The organism is Nocardia vinacea NBRC 16497, assembly GCF_000308835.1.
Taxonomy (GTDB): Bacteria; Actinomycetota; Actinomycetes; order Mycobacteriales; family Mycobacteriaceae; genus Nocardia; species Nocardia vinacea.
In genome coordinates this window covers 1-3,416 of the sequence record NZ_BAGN01000093.1, presented here as the reverse complement: position 1 = coordinate 3,416, position 3,416 = coordinate 1, and the positions used below count along the sequence as shown (strand labels likewise).

Genomic DNA, 3,416 nt, shown 5'->3' with positions numbered 1-3,416 from the left:
ACTGCACCCCAGATTCTCTCGTGGGGGCTTGTTGAGGCAACTGTCCTAGCCTAGCCAACCGCCCGCGCAGAGTCAAGTCTGCTCGTTCGATCCGGCAACGCTGATCGCCAGGCGCTCCTCGTCCTACCTCGTTTCCCAGGCCACTGTGCTCAACGTTTCCGCTGCGCTTTGGGCTCCGGGTCGGTGTCCGTGTCGCTCTGACTTGGACAAAGTTACGCGGCGGAGAACGTCGAGTCAAATCCGCACTACACGCATGTCATTTCGCAGGTCAGAGGCCATCTGACACCCCGGAAAACGGGCTCGGGCCACCGGAATGTGACCCGAGCCACGTGATCTTTATGCGCCCGCCCGCAGTACGCCGGCGAAGTTGCGCTTACCGCGGCGCAGCACCAACCAACGACCGTGCAGGTAGTCGGCATCAGCGGGCGTCCATTCCAGATCCGAGATCCGCTCGTTGTTCACCGACGCCCCGCCTTCGTTCACCGCGCGCCGTGCGGCGCCGCGGCTCTCCGACAGTCCGGTGGCGACCAGCAGATCAACGATCGTGCTCGGTTCACCGACACCGACCTCGGCGACCGTGCCGTCGACCGCGGCTTCGCGTAGGGCTGCCGACAGCGTCGGCTCATCGAGTTCACGCAGATCCGCGCGTCCGAACAAGGCCTGACTCGCCAACTGCACGGCCCGGGTATTCGCCTCGCCGTGCACCAGATTCGTCATTTCCTCGGCCAGCTTGCGCTGCGCTTCGCGTGCGTGTGGACGCTCGGCGGTGGCCGACTCCAGCTCGGCCAGCTCCTCCCGAGACAGGAAGGTGAACCAGCGCAGGTACCGCACGACATCGGCGTCGGCAGTATTCACGAAGTACTGGTACCAGGCGTACGGGCTGGTCATTTCCGGATCGAGCCACAGACTGCCGCCGCCGGTCGACTTGCCGAACTTCTTGCCGTCGGCCGAGGTAACCAGCGGAACGGTCAACGCGTGCACCGACGCACCGTCGACACGCCGGTTCAGCTCGACACCAGCGATGATGTTGCCCCACTGATCCGAACCACCGACCTGCAGTGTGCAGCCGAAGTTGCGACGCAACTGCAAGTAGTCGTTTGCCTGCAGCAGCATGTAGCTGAATTCGGTGTAGGAGATGCCCTCGCCGTCCAGTCGGCGCTTGATGGTGTCACGGGCCAGCATGACGTTGACCGAGAAGTGCTTGCCGATATCGCGCAGGAAGTCGACGGTCGACAGCTGGCCGGTCCAGTCCATGTTGTTGACGATGATCGCGCCGGTGGGCGAGTCGTCGAGGTCGACGAAACGCTCGAGCTGCGAGCGGATCCGACCCGCCCATTCCGCGACGGTATCGGTCGAATTCATGGTGCGCTCGCCCACGTCGCGCGGATCGCCGATGAGTCCGGTGGCACCGCCGGCCAGCACGATCGGGCGATGGCCCGCGCGCTGGAACCGCCGCAGCGCCAGCAGCGGGACCAGATGTCCGGCATGCAAGCTGGCCGCGGTGGGATCGAAACCGGCATAGAGGGTCAGCGGCCCGGCGGCTGTCGCCGCACGCAGGGCATCCAGGTCGGTGGACTGCGCGAGCAGTCCGCGCCAGGTCAGTTCGTCGATGATGTCGCCGGTCACGCTGCCCTATCTTTCCGCACCGGTCCCCGCGACCGGCATGGCCCTCAGTGTCGCCGCGCGCCGCCACGCAGGGCGAATGATTTTCGGTGAACGCGACGACGATCGGCAGACCGCGGTCTGCCGATCGTGTGCGTTATTCAGACGTTCAGCGAGCCGGCAGCTCCCGCACCGCGATGATGCTGTCGCGACGCTGCCAGGCGATCCAGACGAACACCACGCCGAGTACCAGGGGGAAGGGCGCCAGGGCGGGCGCGCCGAGCAGGAGCGCCTGGGTCAGGGCGGCGCAGACCATGGTGACGGTCAGGCCGACGGCCGCGGGGCCGGTCAGGCGGGGCACCAGCAGGCCGATGCCGCCGGCGAGTTCGACAACGCCGGTGAAGTAGCGGAACCACTGACCCCAACCGATCGTGTCGAAGGATTCGACCGCCGCATGCGCGCCGAGCAGCTTCGGGGCAGCGGAGGCGATGATGAAGAACAGCGCGAGCAGGACCTGCACGGTCCAGAGCGCGATGGTCATCTTCTTGCCGGGGCGGTGCGCGACAGTGGTGGTGATCGGGGCGGCGGGGGCGATGGCGGTCATCTGTCTTTCCTTCGGGTCGGTCGCGCCGGGTGGAGCGCGTTCAACAGATAGGACGGACACTGCGCCCAGAACTCATCGCCGATCCCGAAAATTCTTGTGACCTGGTGTTATACCGCTTCGATCGGGGCGCGCGGGCTGCGCCGGTAGACCGAGACCGCAGGCGATGCGATCCAGAATCGCCACGGCACATCAGCGGCACTGCTGACCCCGACGCGCGGTCCGTCGGAAATCTCGGCAGGGTCGATCGCGCCGTTCAGCTCCAACCGGATCGGCGAGGCAGGGTCGAAGAGTGGAGTTCCGTAGTCGCTCAGTGTTATTCCGAGCGCGCTGCCGAGATTCCCAGGGCCCCTTGCCAAATCGGCGTCCGTGCGGGCCGCGGGTCGTCGCTCCCTGACCGTATCCGACCCGGCGATCACCTCCCCCGACCGGATGAGTACCGCACTCGCGGTGCCGTCCGGACCGCTGGTCACGTTCACGCACATATGCATGCCGTAGCTGAGGTAGACGTACAGCACGCCGGCGGGCCCGAACATCACCGCATTGCGCTTGGTCCGCCCGCGTCCGGAATGCGATGCGGGATCCGGCCACGGTCCGGCCGGATCGCCGCCATATGCCTCGACCTCGACGATTCGCACGCCGACCGGTCCGGACCACAGCGTCGAGCCGAGCAGTCGGCGAGCCGCGGCGGGTGGTTCGACCGCGAGTTCCTCATTACGCACGACTCTCCATTGTTCCCGAAAGTCAGACGTAGCGACTGTGCTGGCCCGAGCGCAGCGTGACGAGATCATCGATGATCACGGCGGCATAGCCGACCGCGACCAGCACCGCGAGCTGTGCCCAGGCGACCCACGCGATACCGATCGGGATGGTCGCGGCCACCGCGGCGGCGGCGAGCAGTCGCGACCACGGGCGCGGCAGACCGAGGGCGAGCCGGAAACAGAACTGGCCGAAGAAGTACAGCGCGACGCCGCCGGAGAGCGCGGACGCGGCGGCGATGGAGGCGGGTTCGTTGCCGTGCGCGATGGTCATATTGATGCCCGCCGCGGTCACGGTGATGCCGATCAGCAGCGGGTAGAGCGCATAACCGTAGGCGAGGACCGCCGGACGTGAACGTTCCCGATCCGGGACCGCGGCGAGCGCGTGCTCGCCGCGGTCGTCATCGATCCCGAAATAGGCCCACCACAGCACATAGGCCAGGCAGAGTCCGAGT

4 protein-coding genes are annotated in these 3,416 nt (G+C 66.7%); all 4 read right to left on the bottom strand.

From position 1 onward, the window contains the following. Positions 1-336: 336 nt before the first annotated feature. Positions 337-1,626: a tyrosine--tRNA ligase gene (gene tyrS / locus ON44_RS12385; RefSeq protein ID WP_040689342.1), complete on the bottom strand. Its 1,290-nt coding sequence runs from the start codon at positions 1,624-1,626 to the stop codon at positions 337-339. A gap of 145 nt (positions 1,627-1,771) precedes the next feature. Beyond that, the gene (locus tag ON44_RS12380; RefSeq protein ID WP_040689340.1) at positions 1,772-2,206 is read right to left on the bottom strand and encodes a DoxX family protein; all 435 of its coding nucleotides are present in this window, start codon (positions 2,204-2,206) and stop codon (positions 1,772-1,774) included. A 107-nt stretch (positions 2,207-2,313) separates the two neighbouring features. Next, positions 2,314-2,925 (bottom strand): DNA-3-methyladenine glycosylase, encoded by a 612-nt coding sequence (locus tag ON44_RS12375; RefSeq protein WP_040689338.1) that lies wholly within the window; start codon positions 2,923-2,925, stop codon positions 2,314-2,316. Positions 2,926-2,947: 22 nt separating this feature from the next. After that, the coding region (locus ON44_RS12370; RefSeq protein ID WP_040689336.1) for a low temperature requirement protein A at positions 2,948-3,416 on the bottom strand (469 nt) is incomplete at its 5' end.

Excerpts from the sequence above, each read along its gene's own strand:
- ON44_RS12380 (WP_040689340.1), bottom strand. The coding sequence starts at position 2,206 with ATGACCGCCATCGCCCCCGCCGCCCCGATCACCACCACTGTCGCGCAC.